Origin of the sequence: Pseudomonas sp. GM48 (assembly GCF_000282335.1) — a bacterium.
Lineage (GTDB): Bacteria > Pseudomonadota > Gammaproteobacteria > Pseudomonadales > Pseudomonadaceae > Aquipseudomonas.
In genome coordinates this window covers 1-14,472 of the sequence record NZ_AKJM01000156.1, presented here as the reverse complement: position 1 = coordinate 14,472, position 14,472 = coordinate 1, and the positions used below count along the sequence as shown (strand labels likewise).

The following is a 14,472-nucleotide window of genomic DNA, read 5'->3' as shown; positions in this document are numbered from 1 at the left end:
GCGAAGGCGGTGTGTCAGTCGCCATCAATGCTGAATGTGCCGGCCTCTTCGCGAGCAAGCCCGCTCCCACAAGGTTCGAGGCGTTAGCGGGAAATGAGTCCATGATCGATAGCGTATTTGACCAGCGCCGCCGGCTTGTCGATGTTGAGCTTGCGCCGAATGCTCAAGCGGTGTGTCTCCACCGTGCGCACGCTGATATCCAGTTCCCGGGCCATTTCCTTGTTGTTCAGCCCTTGCGCCATCTTCGACAACACCTGGCTTTCCCGCGGCGTCAGCTCGTTGTCGGAGTTCTTGTCAGCGATCAGCCGTTGGGCGATTTCGGCGCTGTAGAAAGTTCCGCCGCTGCTGATGGCTTCGATGGCCGCGATGATTTCCCGTGACGGGGCGTTCTTCAGCACGTAGCCACTGGCGCCGGAGCGCACCGATTCACTCACGTACTCGTAATTGTCGTACATGCTCAGCACCAGCACCTTGAGTGATGGGTACTGGCTACGCAGCACGCGGGTCAGTTCCAGGCCGTTCATGTCCGGCAGGCTGATGTCGACCAGCAGCAGGTCCGGTTGGCAGCGGCCGACCATCTCGATGGCCTCGGCGCCGTTTTCCGCTTCGCCGACCATTTCCAGGGGCGACATCACGGCCAGCAGCGCCTTGATGCCGTCGCGCACCAGGGAGTGATCGTCGACCAGGGCGACGCGGATCGGGGAGGGCAGGTTCATCGCAGGTATTCACTCTTGTAATTTTTGGGCCGGCTCAGCGTTTTGCGTCAGGTTTCATTGGCAGCAGTACGTCCAGCTCACTTCTGCCCGGCATCGAGATCAAATCGAAGCGCCCGCCAAAATGTTCGACGCGTTCGCGGATGTTACGCAAGCCAATGCCGGCCTGACGACGTTCGACCTGGGCGACGTTGAAACCGATGCCGTCATCGACCACGGTCAACCGTACGGATTCGTCGCAGCCGCGCAGGGTGATGGATACGTTTTTTGCCTGGGCGTGGCGTTCGATATTGGTCAGGCCTTCCTGGACGATGCGGAACAACGAGACAGCGGCACCATCGACCAGTTGGCAATCGAATTCATTTTCGTCATAGGTCACGGTCAGCCCGCTACGCTGCTCGAACTCCGCGGCCAATTGGCCGATAGCCGCCGGCAGGCCGAGGGTGTCGAGCAAGGATGAGCGCAGGTCGTGGGAGAGACTGCGGACCTCACCGATGGCATCGCCCAGACGTTCGGTGGCGTCCTTTAACGTGTTCAAACCCTTTTCGTGGGCTTGTCCGCGTTCCAGCAGATGGCTGGCCAGTTCGAACTGAAACTTGATCGAGACCAACACCTGGCTGATGCCGTCGTGCAACTCGCGGGACACCCGTGATCGTTCTTCCTCCTGCAGGCTGACGATGCGCTGGGTCAGGCGCTGCAGTTTTTTGTCTGCCAGGCGATGCTCGCTGACATTGAGGGTCATGCCGGTGGCGAACACGAACAGCACCGCGACGAGGGCGACCACGGCGATGGCCATCATGGTCTTGCGGATGCCCTGGGCCACTTCTGCACGAGCCTGCTGGGTGGCGCGTTCGACGTCTTCGAGGTAGATGCCGGTGCCGAGCATCCAGCCCCAGCGATCGAGCATCACCACGTAGGCGAGCTTGTCGGTCACCTGACCGGAGGAGGGTTTGTTCCAGGCATAGCGTTGAAAGCCTTCGCCGGATTGCGCACTTTGCAGCAGCGCCTGAATCACCGGCAGGCCGTGGGGATCTTTCATGTCCCACAGGTACTTGCCCACCAGCTCTGACTGGCGCGCGTGCATCAGGCTGCGGCCTTCGCGGTCGTAGACGAAGAAATAGCCGTTGATGCCGAAGCTGAGCTTGCGCAGTTCTTCCAGCACTTGCTGCTGGGCACGGGCGTCGCCATGGCCGTCGTCGTACAGCGGCGCGATCAGGCTCTGCGCCATTTCCACGTAGTTTTTCAGTTCGGCGCGTTTGCTCGCCAGAATGCTGTCTTCGATCAGTTGCGCCTGCTGATCGCCCAGTTGGCGGTTGAGGGAAATCACCAGCGCGCAGATGACGGCAATGGCCAGCACCAGCGGCAGAATTCCGAGGGCGACGATTTTGTGTTTGAGCTGCATGTTGACTCCTGCCCGCACGAAGGCTCGGGATCATATGCCAAAGAGGCGTTCGGCCAGTAGCGTTGCTGGACGGAATGACCGGTGGCCGGGATGAAATGCAAAACCAGTGTGGGAGCGGGCTTGCTCGCGAAAGCGGTGGGTCAGTTGACATCAATATTGACTGATCCACCGCCTTCGCGAGCAAGCCCGCTCCCACAGGGAGATCGGTGGTGTCTACGTAGAACTACGTAGATGCCACGTACGTAGTAACGCGGATTTATTTGTGGACGCCATGCGCAGATATTGGGCCAGCTCCGCACCGCGGACACAATTATAAAAATTACCGCCGCAGTCTCTGGCTGTCGGCAGGAGACACACTATGCCCCGTCTGGCTAAACACCTCGCCTGGTTTGCCGTGGCTGTCCTGGGAGCGATTGCGCTGAGTGTCGTGGCCCTGCGCCGCGGTGAAGCGATCAACGCCCTGTGGATCGTCGTCGCAGCAATCGCTATCTACCTCGTTGCCTACCGCTATTACAGCCTGTTCATCGCCAACAAAGTGATGCAGCTCGACCCCAATCGGGCCACTCCGGCTGTGCTCAATAACGATGGTCTGGACTACGTGCCGACCAACAAACACGTGCTGTTCGGGCACCACTTCGCGGCTATTGCCGGTGCAGGGCCGCTGGTCGGCCCGGTGCTCGCGGCGCAGATGGGCTACCTGCCCGGCACGCTGTGGCTGATCGCCGGCGTAGTGCTGGCCGGTGCCGTTCAGGACTTCATGGTCCTGTTCATGTCCACCCGCCGCAACGGCCGTTCCCTGGGCGACATGGTCCGCGAGGAAATGGGCCGCATTCCCGGCACCATCGCGCTGTTCGGCTGCTTCCTGATCATGATCATCATCCTCGCGGTGCTGGCGCTGATCGTGGTGAAAGCCCTGGCCGAAAGCCCATGGGGCATTTTCACTGTGATGGCGACCATTCCGATCGCGATGTTCATGGGCATCTACATGCGCTACATCCGCCCGGGCCGCATCGGTGAAATCTCGGTGATTGGCGTGCTGTTGCTGCTCGGTTCGATCTGGCTCGGCGGGCAGATTGCCGCGGATCCGGTGTGGGCCAAGGCCTTTACCTTTACCGGTATCCAGATCACCTGGATGCTGATCGGCTACGGTTTCGTTGCCGCCGTGTTGCCGGTGTGGCTGATCCTGGCGCCGCGTGACTACCTCTCCACCTTCCTGAAAATCGGCACCATCGTGGCTTTGGCCATCGGCATCCTGGTGACCATGCCCGAGCTGAAAATGCCGGCGCTGACCCAGTTCATCGATGGTACCGGCCCAGTATGGAAGGGCGGGCTGTTCCCGTTCCTGTTCATCACCATTGCCTGCGGCGCGGTCTCCGGTTTCCACGCGCTGATTGCTTCCGGCACCACGCCGAAGTTGCTCGCCAGTGAAGGGCATGCCCGCTACATCGGTTACGGCGGCATGCTGATGGAATCGTTCGTGGCGATCATGGCGATGGTCGCCGCCTCGGTGATCGATCCGGGCGTGTATTTCGCCATGAACAGCCCGGCCGCTGTGGTTGGCGCCGATGCAGTTGCCGTCGCGCAAACCGTCAGCAGTTGGGGCTTTGCCATTACCCCGGACGCTCTGCAAGCAGTGGCCCATGACATCGGTGAAACCACCATCCTGGCCCGTGCCGGCGGTGCGCCGACCCTGGCGGTCGGGATTGCGCAGATCCTGCACCACGTATTGCCGGGCGAGAACACCATGGCGTTCTGGTACCACTTCGCGATCCTGTTCGAAGCGCTGTTCATCCTGACCGCGGTCGACGCCGGTACCCGTGCCGGGCGTTTCATGCTTCAGGATTTGCTCGGTTCGTTCGTGCCGGCCTTGCGCCGTACCGAATCCTGGACCGCCAACCTGATCGCCACCGCCGGTTGCGTGGCCATGTGGGGGTATCTGCTGTACCAAGGGGTGATTGACCCGTTGGGTGGCATCAACACCTTGTGGCCGCTGTTCGGTATCTCCAACCAGATGCTGGCCGGTATCGCGCTGATGCTCGGCACCGTGGTGCTGATCAAGATGAAGCGCCAACGCTATGTCTGGGTCACCTTGCTGCCAGCCGTGTGGCTGCTGATCTGCACCACCACCGCCGGTTTCATCAAGCTGTTCGATGCCAACCCGGCGATTGGCTTCCTGGCGTTGGCCAGGAAATACAGCGACGCCCTGGCCAACGGTCAGGTGTTGGCCCCGGCCAAGAGCATCGACCAGATGCAGCACGTGATCTTCAACGCCTACACCAACGCAACGCTGACTGCGCTGTTCCTGTTCGTGGTGTTCAGCATCCTGTTTTTCGCGCTCAAGGTTGGTATCTCCGCCTGGGGCAGCAAAGAGCGTACGGATAAAGAAGCGCCATACCAGGCCGTGCCAAACGCGTAGTCGAGGAGGGCAGCATGTTCAATGACTTGAGTCGCCTCGGTAAATACCTCGGTCAGGCTGCGCGCCTGATGGTCGGCATGCCCGACTACGACAACTACGTCGAGCATATGCAGACCAAACACCCGGACAAACCGGTGATGGACTACGAGGCGTTCTTCCGCGAACGCCAGGAGGCCCGTTACGGCAGTAAAGCCGGACCGAAGTGCTGTTGAGTAAAATAAAAAAACCGGCTGGAATGGCCGGTTTTTTATTGAGTGCAGGAACGCCCTGAATGGCTCAGGCCGCGTGGTAATCCGAATCGTCGCTGCCATCTTGGTCCCGGGTCATGGAAGCCTTGTCAGGCTTTTGTCCCTGAGGCTGATGATCCGGCTTGGCGATCTTGAGCGCCCGGTCGGCGACCTTAGCGTTATGCATCAGGCGACAGAACACGGCGGCGACGATGATCGACAGCAATGACCAGATGACAATGGCTTTGAAGAACATGGCGAAACCTCTTGCGGCAAACAATTCTTACGATCGCCAGCATCCTTGCAGCAAATGCTAATTATCCATTGTGGCATGTGTTCATGATCTTGCATTTCCTTGCTGATTTGAGCTGTTTATCAGCTATCTCCCCAGATGAAGCGACAGTTTCCCGGACCGGTACTTTAATGGATGTTCTGGAGCGACTGATCACGGGGCTGTCATAGCCTTAATGCTATTGATCCCATACCGAAAAGCTATTTCATCAATCGGTGATCCGGATCCACGCTCAAGGATGGTTAGCTGAAAACAAAATCAAGAGGAGATGCCATGTCAACTGAATCGAAATGCCCGTTCAATCACGCCGCTGGCGGTGGCACGACGAACCGCGACTGGTGGCCGAACCAACTGAACCTGAAGATCTTGAGTCAACACTCGCCCAAATCTGACCCGTTGGGGGGCGACTTCAATTATGCCGAAGCCTTCAAGAGTCTGGACTTCCAGGCGCTGAAAAAAGATCTGACTGCGCTGATGACCGATTCCCAGGATTGGTGGCCGGCGGACTTCGGTCATTATGGGCCTTTTTTTATCCGCATGTCCTGGCACGCCGCAGGCACCTATCGCACCGGTGACGGTCGGGGCGGCGCCGGCTCCGGCCAGCAACGCTTTGCACCGCTCAATAGCTGGCCGGACAACGTCAGCCTCGACAAGGCCCGTCGGCTGCTCTGGCCGATCAAGCAAAAGTACGGCAACAAAATCTCCTGGGCCGACCTGATCGTCCTCGCCGGCAACGTTGCACTGGAGTCCATGGGCTTCAAGACCTTTGGTTTTTCCGGTGGCCGCCCGGATGTCTGGGAGCCGGACGAAGACGTCTATTGGGGCTCGGAAAGCAAGTGGCTGGGTGGCGACGTGCGTTATGGCAAAGATGCCGGGCAAAATCCCGCCGAGCGTAATCTGGAAACCCCACTCGCAGCAGTGCAGATGGGCCTGATTTACGTAAACCCCGAAGGCCCTGAAGGCAACTCTGATCCGGTCGCCGCCGGGATAGACATCCGTGAAACCTTTGCGCGTATGGCAATGAACGACGAGGAAACCGTCGCGCTGATCGCGGGCGGTCACGCCTTCGGCAAAACCCACGGTGCCGGTCCTGTCGAGCATGTCGGACCTGAGCCCGAAGCCGCCGGCCTCGAACTGCAGGGCCTGGGCTGGAAGAGCACGTTCGGTACCGGTAAAGGTGCCGACGCCATCTCCAGCGGCCTGGAAGTGACCTGGACAACCACGCCAACGCAGTGGAGCAACAACTATCTGGAGAACCTGTTCGGTTATGAATGGGAACTGACCAAGAGCCCGGCGGGGGCAAACCAGTGGAAGCCGAAAAGCGGCGCTGGTGCCGGCACCATTCCGGATGCCTTTGATCCGTCCAGACGGCGTGATCCGACCATGCTGACCACGGACCTGTCGCTACGCTTCGACCCGATCTATGAGCCGATTTCGCGGCGCTTCCTGGCCAATCCAGACCAGTTGGCCGACGCCTTTGCCCGTGCCTGGTACAAGCTGATTCACCGTGACATGGGGCCACTCTCACGCTACCTCGGCCCGGAAATGCCCAACGAAGAGCTGCTGTGGCAAGACCCGATCCCTGCCGTCGATCATCCGCTGGTCAGCGACAGCGATGTGGCGGACCTGAAAAGCAAGGTGCTGGCTTCCGGCCTGTCGGTTTCGCAACTGGTATCGACGGCGTGGGCGGCGGCTTCCTCCTTCCGTGGCTCCGACAAACGTGGCGGCGCCAACGGTGGGCGTCTGCGCCTGGAGCCGCAGAAGTCCTGGCAGGCCAATCAGCCGGAGCAACTGGCCAATGTGCTGGCCAAACTCGAAGGCATCCAGAAGGCGTTCAATAGTGCGCAAACCGGCGGCAAGAAAATCTCCCTGGCCGACCTGATCGTGCTCGCCGGTGGTGCGGGTGTCGAACAGGCTGCGAAAAATGCCGGCCACAGTGTGACGGTGCCATTCAGCCCGGGACGCATGGACGCCAGCCAGGAACAGACCGATGTCGATTCCTTCGGTTACCTTGAACCGATTGCCGATGGTTTCCGTAATTACCTGAAGCAACAGTACCGTGTGCCGGCCGAAAAATTGCTGATCGACAAGGCGCAACTGCTGACGCTCAGCGCGCCGGAAATGACGGTGTTGCTGGGTGGCTTGCGCGTGTTGAACACCAACGTCGGCCAGAGCAAACACGGCGTGTTCACCACGCGTCCGGAAGCCTTGACCAACGACTTCTTCACCAACCTGCTGGATATGGGCGTGGAGTGGAAGCCGGTATCGGATGCCCAGCAAGAGTATGAAGGTCGCGATCGCAAAACCGGTGCAGTGAAGTGGACGGGGACGCGGGTTGACCTGGCCTTTGGTTCCAATGCGCAGTTGCGTGCCCTGGCCGAATTCTATGCCTGCGCCGATGCGCAGCAGAAGTTCGTCAACGACTTCGTCGCAGCCTGGACCAAAGTGATGAACCTGGATCGTTTCGACCTGAACTAGGAGATGTTGTCATAACGCTGGAGCCGGCAAAAAGTGCCTCGGCACGACTGCCGGCCCCAGCCATGGTAAATACTTTTACTGCAAATGACCCTGGATTTACTTTGCTTGCACAAGAGTTAAGGGGTTGCTCGGTTTTCTGGAGCGGCATGCTTCACCAGACAATTTCCCGAATCAGAAACTGCCCCGTCCGTGGATCGAACTGACGCACAAAGTGAACGTGTCTGGAACCGAAGGGCTGATTGCTGAACCCGGGCCCTCTGATCACCTCGAAGTTGTTCATCCGGTGGATCGGTATGAAGTGCCGGTTATCCATTGGTACGAAATGCCGGTTATCCATTGGTATGAAATGCCGGTTGTGCGTTGGTACGAAAAGGCGGTTGTGCATTGGTACGAAGTGCCGGTTATCCATTGGTACGAAATTCCGGTTGTGCATTGGCACGAAATGCCGGTTTTGCATATGAAACGGGCCCCTGTTGAAATGTTGGAATTGCCCGCATTGCTGTGGCTGCCCACTGACCAGAACGGCCGGGTGAGGATTTTGATCGAGGCCGCCACCGCTGATTGCCTCCAGGGAGAGGCTGCTTGCCAGAAGCCCCGCGACCAAGAGCAGGAGTTGCTTGAAGATACGCATAGCGCCACCTCCGACGGTCCCCCCCACACTAAATTATAGTAGGCCATCGACCCCGGCCTGGCCTTGGCGCTGAAGTAGACATCTAGCCAAACCTTTCAGGAGAACACACGTTACGGATGCACCCTCACGCTGCCGTTGAACCGGAGCCATTCGCTGAAGCTGAATGCGAGTAAGGGTGGCCATACCCGCACAGGCAGCGAATACGATGCCATTGGCATGGTCTGGCAGTATCGCTTCGGCGCAGGGCTTTGAAACACAGGGTTTACGCGGCTCATGCAAATCGAGGGTCACCTGGCCTGATTCGACGGATAAAGACCCGCAAGCCGCGCGATCACAACACCAACGTAAAAGACGCCTGAAAACTCTTCGACCATCACAAGCGAGCGGGCGTGGTTGGTCAACGGGATAACATCACCGTAGCCGGTGGTTGTGAGCGTCGTGAGGCTGAAATAGATCAGTTTGAAGAAAGTGCCGGGCTGTTTGAAATCGAGTTGGCCAGGGCCGAATGAGCCAGCGGCGGATATCTCGACCAGGGCATAGATGAAGGACCAAACGAAGGCCAGCATGATGTAACCCGCAAGCGCGCCATGCAGCTTGTCGGCTGTAATTGGCCCGCGTTTGAGGATATAGCGAAGCACTCCGCTAAACGAAACTGCAAGAGACGTTACATAGGAAATCCCGGCAAGCTCAAGAATCGTGATACTCCCAGCCCACAAGGCCGCCCATTGAAGGCCAATCCCAAGCAGCGCCAGGCACAGTTTGAGGATGAACCCCCGCCGTGTCTGCCTGGTGGCGAAAGCGCCCACAAGCAGCACCGTTGAAAACAGAATGCCGAGCGACATGCGAGCCATTAAACCCTCCTCAAGGAAGGGAAACAGGAGGATCAATCCAAGTAAGAGCAGCAACAGAAAAGTGCAGGGCCCTAGCCCTATAACCATCTGAGCTAAATCCGCGTCGGACTCGGCTTTATCTTGCGGATTTGTCATACCGGTTTCCCTGAGGCCGAAGTAACACTCGATACCTGACGTTGCACGGGTGAATTCTGATCTTGCTTCAGAATAGTTGGCAGTGAAACTCTAGTCGCGAATACCTGTAAGAGGATTCAACCTGACAGGCAGCTATATGGGGCGGATAGCGACGGTCTGGAGTCAACCGTCCTGCGATGGATCAGCGATGCTTTGGCTCTCCGTAGCGTGTGAGTACCGCACATGGTCGGGTCAAGGCCAATGGCGGTCACCCACGCTTTCACGTCACTACTCATTTGTGGTTACCCCAGGGGGGTAATTACATGTCGCGGTACCGCGCTGCACACTCTGGCCAACCCTGACGGGTTGGGCCCTTACTTAACTGTGCAAGGAACAGAGATGAAGATTGAATTGGTGCAACTGGCTGGCCGTGACGGCGATGTCGTTCACAACCTCGGGCGTACCTTGGAGGCCATCGCTACCTGCGCGGCTGACACGGATTTGTTGATCTTCCCGGAAACCCACTTGACGGGATTTGTCGATGCCGAGCAATTGGCGAGTGTGGCCGAACCCTTGGATGGCCCCACCTTGCAGGCCGTCGAGCAGCTGGTGCGCAAGCGTAATGTCTCAGTCGTCGTCGGCATTGCGGAGAATGATGGCGGCATCTTTTACAACACCTCGGTACTGGTGACGCCAGAAGGTATCGCCTTGCGCTACCGCAAAACCCACTTGTGGCCATCGGAGCGTGGTCTTTTCCAGCCGGGTGACCGCTATGTCACGGCACTGTGGAAGGGTGTGCGGGTAGGCATCCTGATTTGCTACGACATCGAACTCCCGGAAAGCGCCCGTGCCCTCGGGCAGCTCGGTGCCGAGCTGATACTGGTCACTAACGGCAACATGGATCCCTACGGCCCGGTCCATCGCACGGCAATCATGGCTCGCGCCCAGGAAAACCAGGCGTTTGCTGTCATGGTGAATCGGGTGGGAGAAGGGGATGACGGCCTGGTGTTCGCGGGGGCCAGCGCAGTGGTCAATCCGTTCGGACAAATAATGTTTGAGGCCGGCCGCGAGGAGTGTCAGCAGGTGGTCACACTTGACCTTGACCAGCTCAAGGAGTCCCGTCGGGATTACGATTATCTCAACGACCGTCGCCTGCATCTGACAGGTGTACAACTTGAGCATACGGACGGTCGTCGCGAGCTGCTGATTCCTTGAGTCACTCGAAATCTTTTCTCCAGTAATACGTTGTTGATCTTGCCGATGTCGGCCCTGCCATATAAATCTAACAATCAGCAGGCGCAGCGCTGGTTTTTTTAAACAGCGCTACCGCTCCGGAGTCTCCAGATGAACCCGAAAGTCTGTTTACAGCTAGTCCTTGCCTCACTGTTGAGTACAAGCATCCTCTGCACTGAGGCTGCCGAGCCCCAGATGAATATCTACAGCTGGTACGACTTTATCGCACCGGATGCGACGAAAAACTTTCACAAAGACACCGGCATCAAAGCGACGTATGACTCGTTCGATAACGCCGATGTCATGCAAAGTAAAGTCATGGCCGGTCGTAGCGGCTATGACGTGGTGATTGCTACCGATGGGTTGTTACCAAACCTGATAAAGGCCGGTGTCCTCAAGGAAATAGACCGCGCGCAATTGTCCAATTATCACCATCTCAACCCGGATATCCTTGCCAAGTTACAAGCTAACGATCCAGGTAATCGATACGCCGTTCCGTATATGTGGGCTACCACCGGGATTGGTTATGATGCGGACAAGGTCAAGTCAATCCTTGGTCCGGATGCTCCGGTCAACTCATGGGACCTGATTTTAAAGGAGGAGAATCTCTCAAAGTTAAGCCAATGCGGCGTCGCCATGCTGGACGCACCGGGCGAGATCTTTCCGATAGTGCTGCATTATCTTGGGCTGCCCTATAACAGTCAGAATCCTGAGGACTTCCGCAAAGCTGAGGCGCTGTTGCTGAAGCTGCGCCCGTACATCCGTTACTTCGACTCATCCAAATTCAGCGCTGACCTGGCCAATGGCGACGTCTGTGTTGTGCTCGGCTGGGCTGGCGGAGTTTTCGGGGCACAAGAGAGTTCCAGACTTGCTGGTAACGGCCGCAAGATCATCTATAGCATTCCTCGCGAAGGTGCTCCGGTTTGGGTGGAAAACCTTGTGCTGCTTAACGATTCCCCGAATCCAGCGGAAGGAATGGCCTTCATCAATTACATGCTACGCCCTGAGGTCATCGCTAAGTCCTCCAACTACTTGGCATATCCGAACGCCAACAAGGACGCCACCGCGCTGGTCGAGGAGAATATTCGCAATAATCCTGACGTTTATCCGTCGAAGCAGGTTTTGGATACTCTGTTTCCGCTGGAGCCGATATCGCTGAAAATGGAACGCGTACGTACCCGTCTCTGGAGCAAGATCAGGACCGGCAGTTGAACGTTTCTGCGCAAGGACGATTAGGGGCCATTGTTCGCACAGCCCTGGAGATCCATCGTGACTGCTTTTGGCCGGTTTCTGCCTGTCATCCAGGGTAGCAATCGACCGTGTATTCAACCGGTCGACCCAACAGATTGGCTAAATCGTTCAGTGGGCGTTTCGTAGTTTCGTATTTTCCGAGGGCGGCTATTTAGCTGCCTTGCCACTTCATTGAGCGTGGCTTGCGAGTGATCCGCAAGGTCAGTCCCTTTCGGGAAGTACTGCCTTAACAACTCGCTGGTGTTCTCATTCGATCCCCGTTGCCAAGAACGTCGATGATCCTCGCCCGACACGGCCTGACTGAAGTCTCCCCAGGCTAACCGTCAAGACGACATCGAGCTTGGAGACCTGAGGCACAAACTGTACGATCGCCATTTCGGACTGCCGGTACTGCCCAAACGCAACGCATAACAAAGGGGATATCAATGCATCAAGTTGCGCAATGTTATCTTGGCGTATGGAAGCGGCGTTTGATCCAGCACCGTTCAGGGCGTTCGGACAGCGAAACGGCCGTGTATTGGCTACAGACACCACGACTGTTTGCCGACCTGCGAATCCCCTCCAGTCCGCTCCCTGGTCTGGCGCTTGAAGAACTCAGCCACTCTCAACATCTGGCGTTGTGTGAACAGAAAGGTTTCGCCGGGGTGACCCAGATCGACGCCGACATTTGCCAATGGCATCGCAAAATGGACTATCAGCCGGTCAGTGGCGCTGAAGACATTGGTCGCATGCACTTTGAAACCAGTGAGTGCCTGATCGAAACCGCTCTGGACGAAAGCTACTACGAAATATGGGAACGCTTGCCCGACTCCCTCGGCGCTTGTCATGGCCAATGGTTGCAAGCGATGGATGATCCGTCGCGTCAGGGCTGTCTGCTATTGGCCGGGGACTATTTTCTGTTCGCCGCCAGCCGTCCTGTACCGCTGATACCGGGCACTCATTTACGCGAAAATTTCAGCCAACCCGAAAGCTCAATAAACCCTGCTTCCCTGTTTGCCTGCGAACTGTCTTTTGGCCGGCATCACGCCGGAGAAACTCCATGGAAAATCGAGTGCTCAACGCTCCCCGCCAAAACCGGTCAATGCCTGCTGCCATCATCGGTGGACCCGTTTGCCCCGGATATTTTCGCCAATGAAGCCGTCATGTCTTCACTCGGCACATTCATTCCAGCTGGTGGTTGGCGCTGTGCGCCTGATCCGTGACATACAGCGGGCCGCCGATCAGTTAAGCCAAAACGCGATCCGTGTAGCAGCTGGCGAAGCCTGCGTTCGGCTGCGAAGCAGTCGTAAAGTCAGCCTATGCGGTGCGTCAGACCCACCGCGCACTCAGGGTTTACGACTGCTGCGCAGCCGAACGCAGGCTGCGCCAGCTGCTACAGGGTATGTTTCGCTGCCGGTCCACTAGTCCCGTACGAATCGCTGCGCCATAACCCGCAACAAACGATCATCCTCTCCCGCGGCGCCAATCACCTGCAGCCCCACCGGCATCCCCCTTACCAGCCCCACCGGCAGGCTGATCGCAGGCAACCCGGTGAGGTTCCAGGCACTGGTATGGCTGAGCAACGCGGCGCGCACATCGATGTCCTGGTCACCAATCCGGACTTCGCGCGCATCGACCGCTGGCGCGGTAATCGGCACGCTGGGCGAGACAAGAAAGTCATAGCTCTCGAACAAGCGCGCCATCGCCACCTTGAACCGTGCTTGGCTGGCTTGTGCGCGGATGTATTGCCAGCCCCTGACTTCACCCGACAACTCGAGGCGCTCGCGCACCTCCTGCTCGAATTTGTGCGGTGCATCCTGCATGCGCTCGGCATGCAAATCGAAGGCCTCGGCGCGTTGCAGCACCAGCAAGGTGTCTTTCATTCCGGCCGCCAGCGGTTCCAGTTCAGCAGTATCCTGCAGCGCCTCGCCAAACAGCTGCTGCGCCGCCTGGTATGCCTGCCGATTCAGCTCGGCGTCGACCGGGCCGAAGCTGCCGGTGGTGATCCAGCCAACCCGCAACGGTCGAGGGTTGGCCTCCGGCGCACAAACTCGCCCAGCCACTACTTCAAACAGTAGTCGTGCATCCTCGACGTGGTTGGCGATCGGGCCCACGTGGTCGAGGCTCGACGCCAGCGGGAACACCCCCTCCAGCGGCACACTGGCAAACGATGGCTTGAAGCCGACCACTGCGCACAACGCCGCCGGAATACGGATCGATCCGCCGGTGTCGGTGCCCAGCGCCAGCGGCACCATGCCGCTGGCCACCGCAGCGGCGCTGCCGGCGCTGGAGCCGCCAGTGATGCAACGGGCATCCCAGGGGTTACGTGCCGCGCCCTGCAGCGAGCGGTCGCCGGTCGGGCCGTAGGCGAATTCGTGGGTCAAGGTCTTGCCGACAATCACCGCACCGGCCTCGCGTAAACGTTGCACGCACAGCGCATCGCGGCTCGGCTTGAAGCCTGCGAAATGAGCAGAGCCGTAGGTGGTGACGTGGTCGAACGTGTCGATGTTGTCTTTGACCGCCACCGGTATGCCGTGCAGCGGGCCCAGGTCCAGGCCTTGGGCGAACAGCTCGTCGGCCTTGCGCGCCTGGGCCAGCGCCACGGGTGCATCGACATGAACGAAGGCGTTCAAGGTCGGATTCAGGCGCTCGATGCTGTCCAGGGCTGCTTGGGTCAGCTCGACGCTCGTCAGGCTGCCCGCGCGCAGGCGCTCGGCCAGCGCGATGACCGATTGACCAAAAAAAGATCCAACGTGAGTAGGTTCCGCCAGGCTCATACAAACAACTCCATCAAACTGTTGCGGATAAAGGGGAAGGGCTGGTTTGCCGACTGCCGGGACGCACCATCAGCATTGCGCTCATGCCCAGTGCAGTGGCTAACGCCG

Annotated in this window: 12 protein-coding genes and 2 pseudogenes; 8 read left to right on the top strand and 6 right to left on the bottom strand. The window is 58.5% G+C overall.

The features are described from left to right. Positions 1–83: 83 nt before the first annotated feature. Positions 84–716 (bottom strand): response regulator, encoded by a 633-nt coding sequence (locus tag PMI28_RS02580; RefSeq protein WP_007991952.1) that lies wholly within the window; start codon positions 714–716, stop codon positions 84–86. A gap of 34 nt (positions 717–750) precedes the next feature. Further along, positions 751–2,115 (bottom strand): cache domain-containing protein, encoded by a 1,365-nt coding sequence (locus PMI28_RS02585; RefSeq protein ID WP_007991950.1) that lies wholly within the window; start codon positions 2,113–2,115, stop codon positions 751–753. A gap of 358 nt (positions 2,116–2,473) precedes the next feature. Here PMI28_RS02585 and PMI28_RS02590 point away from each other — a divergent pair, with 358 nt between their 5' ends. Then, the gene (locus tag PMI28_RS02590; protein ID WP_007991949.1) at positions 2,474–4,531 is read left to right on the top strand and encodes a carbon starvation CstA family protein; all 2,058 of its coding nucleotides are present in this window, start codon (positions 2,474–2,476) and stop codon (positions 4,529–4,531) included. Between the two features lie 14 nt (positions 4,532–4,545). Next, complete coding sequence (locus PMI28_RS02595) at positions 4,546–4,743, top strand: YbdD/YjiX family protein (protein ID WP_007976534.1); 198 nt, start codon at positions 4,546–4,548, stop codon at positions 4,741–4,743. A 64-nt stretch (positions 4,744–4,807) separates the two neighbouring features. Here the strand turns inward: PMI28_RS02595 and PMI28_RS02600 are convergent, their stop codons facing one another. Next, positions 4,808–5,014, bottom strand: coding sequence for a hypothetical protein (locus PMI28_RS02600; RefSeq protein ID WP_007991946.1), 207 nt, complete (start codon positions 5,012–5,014; stop codon positions 4,808–4,810). A 309-nt stretch (positions 5,015–5,323) separates the two neighbouring features. Between PMI28_RS02600 and katG the strand changes: the two genes are divergently transcribed. Together katG and PMI28_RS30635 are read left to right on the top strand one after the other, a co-directional pair. Continuing rightward, positions 5,324–7,528 carry a catalase/peroxidase HPI gene (gene katG / locus PMI28_RS02605; protein WP_007991944.1) on the top strand — a complete coding sequence of 735 codons (2,205 nt, stop codon included), beginning with the start codon at positions 5,324–5,326 and terminating at the stop codon, positions 7,526–7,528. Positions 7,529–7,652: 124 nt separating this feature from the next. Beyond that, the gene (locus tag PMI28_RS30635) at positions 7,653–8,198 is read left to right on the top strand and encodes a hypothetical protein (RefSeq protein WP_007991943.1); all 546 of its coding nucleotides are present in this window, start codon (positions 7,653–7,655) and stop codon (positions 8,196–8,198) included. A gap of 248 nt (positions 8,199–8,446) precedes the next feature. Here PMI28_RS30635 and PMI28_RS02615 read toward each other — a convergent pair whose 3' ends face one another. Next, a complete protein-coding gene (locus PMI28_RS02615; protein ID WP_007991942.1) occupies positions 8,447–9,145 on the bottom strand; it encodes an ion channel in 699 nt (232 codons plus the stop codon). A gap of 378 nt (positions 9,146–9,523) precedes the next feature. On the opposite strand from PMI28_RS02615, the gene PMI28_RS02620 reads away from it, so the two are divergent. Both PMI28_RS02620 and PMI28_RS02625 read left to right on the top strand, forming a co-directional pair. Then, entirely contained in the window at positions 9,524–10,339 is an 816-nt protein-coding gene (locus PMI28_RS02620; protein WP_007991941.1) for a carbon-nitrogen hydrolase family protein, read from the top strand. A 129-nt stretch (positions 10,340–10,468) separates the two neighbouring features. Next, positions 10,469–11,569 (top strand): polyamine ABC transporter substrate-binding protein, encoded by a 1,101-nt coding sequence (locus PMI28_RS02625; RefSeq protein ID WP_007991940.1) that lies wholly within the window; start codon positions 10,469–10,471, stop codon positions 11,567–11,569. A gap of 113 nt (positions 11,570–11,682) precedes the next feature. Here PMI28_RS02625 and PMI28_RS30110 read toward each other — a convergent pair. After that, positions 11,683–11,889, bottom strand: a pseudogene (locus PMI28_RS30110) (transposase); the annotation flags it as partial. Between PMI28_RS30110 and PMI28_RS31300 the strand changes: the two are divergent. Both PMI28_RS31300 and PMI28_RS02630 read left to right on the top strand, forming a co-directional pair. Then, positions 11,884–12,004 (top strand): annotated as a pseudogene (locus PMI28_RS31300) (TetR/AcrR family transcriptional regulator); the annotation flags it as partial. The pseudogenes PMI28_RS30110 and PMI28_RS31300 sit on opposite strands and share 6 nt — an antisense overlap. A 29-nt stretch (positions 12,005–12,033) precedes the next feature. Beyond that, positions 12,034–12,810, top strand: coding sequence for a hypothetical protein (locus PMI28_RS02630; RefSeq protein WP_007991939.1), 777 nt, complete (start codon positions 12,034–12,036; stop codon positions 12,808–12,810). Positions 12,811–13,008: 198 nt separating this feature from the next. Here PMI28_RS02630 and PMI28_RS02635 read toward each other — a convergent pair whose 3' ends face one another. Beyond that, entirely contained in the window at positions 13,009–14,364 is a 1,356-nt protein-coding gene (locus PMI28_RS02635) for an amidase (RefSeq protein WP_007991937.1), read from the bottom strand. Between the last annotated feature and the right edge of the window lie 108 nt (positions 14,365–14,472).

Coding starts and splice junctions, on each gene's coding strand:
- PMI28_RS02595 (WP_007976534.1), top strand. CDS start 4,546: ATGTTCAATGACTTGAGTCGCCTCGGTAAATACCTCGGTCAGGCTGCG.
- PMI28_RS02630 (WP_007991939.1), top strand. CDS start 12,034: ATGCATCAAGTTGCGCAATGTTATCTTGGCGTATGGAAGCGGCGTTTG.
- PMI28_RS02600 (WP_007991946.1), bottom strand. CDS start 5,014: ATGTTCTTCAAAGCCATTGTCATCTGGTCATTGCTGTCGATCATCGTC.
- PMI28_RS02620 (WP_007991941.1), top strand. CDS start 9,524: ATGAAGATTGAATTGGTGCAACTGGCTGGCCGTGACGGCGATGTCGTT.
- PMI28_RS02615 (WP_007991942.1), bottom strand. CDS start 9,145: ATGACAAATCCGCAAGATAAAGCCGAGTCCGACGCGGATTTAGCTCAG.
- PMI28_RS02635 (WP_007991937.1), bottom strand. CDS start 14,364: ATGAGCCTGGCGGAACCTACTCACGTTGGATCTTTTTTTGGTCAATCG.
- PMI28_RS02625 (WP_007991940.1), top strand. CDS start 10,469: ATGAACCCGAAAGTCTGTTTACAGCTAGTCCTTGCCTCACTGTTGAGT.
- PMI28_RS02590 (WP_007991949.1), top strand. CDS start 2,474: ATGCCCCGTCTGGCTAAACACCTCGCCTGGTTTGCCGTGGCTGTCCTG.
- PMI28_RS02585 (WP_007991950.1), bottom strand. CDS start 2,115: ATGCAGCTCAAACACAAAATCGTCGCCCTCGGAATTCTGCCGCTGGTG.
- PMI28_RS02580 (WP_007991952.1), bottom strand. CDS start 716: ATGAACCTGCCCTCCCCGATCCGCGTCGCCCTGGTCGACGATCACTCC.
- katG (WP_007991944.1), top strand. CDS start 5,324: ATGTCAACTGAATCGAAATGCCCGTTCAATCACGCCGCTGGCGGTGGC.